This window comes from Flagellimonas lutimaris (assembly GCF_003581615.1).
GTDB lineage: Bacteria > Bacteroidota > Bacteroidia > Flavobacteriales > Flavobacteriaceae > Flagellimonas > Flagellimonas lutimaris.
In genome coordinates, this window is sequence record NZ_QXFH01000016.1 from 1 (window position 1) to 254 (window position 254).

At 58.7% G+C, this 254-nt stretch carries 1 protein-coding gene; it reads left to right on the forward strand.

Translation table 11 applies throughout. The annotated features are described in order from the left end of the window. On the forward strand, positions 1-254 hold a 254-nt coding region (locus D2V08_RS17250), incomplete at both ends, for a hypothetical protein (protein ID WP_220473368.1).

Genomic DNA, 254 nt, shown 5'->3' on the forward strand with positions numbered 1-254 from the left:
GACACCGACCCGAACAACGAGTACAACACGGGAAGCGGCATTGCGGCAGGAACCCTGTCAATCACCGACGGGGGTGGAACGGAGAACATCGACCTGATCAGCACACAGGCAAACAACGACATAGTCGCAGGTGCAGACGGGGCGCTTTTCCTTAATGAAACAGACGACCAGACCGCCGCCGAAGTCTCCTACGACAACACCACATCGGGGCTTACCGCTACCGAGGCACAAGCGGCAATCGATGAGCTCGCAGC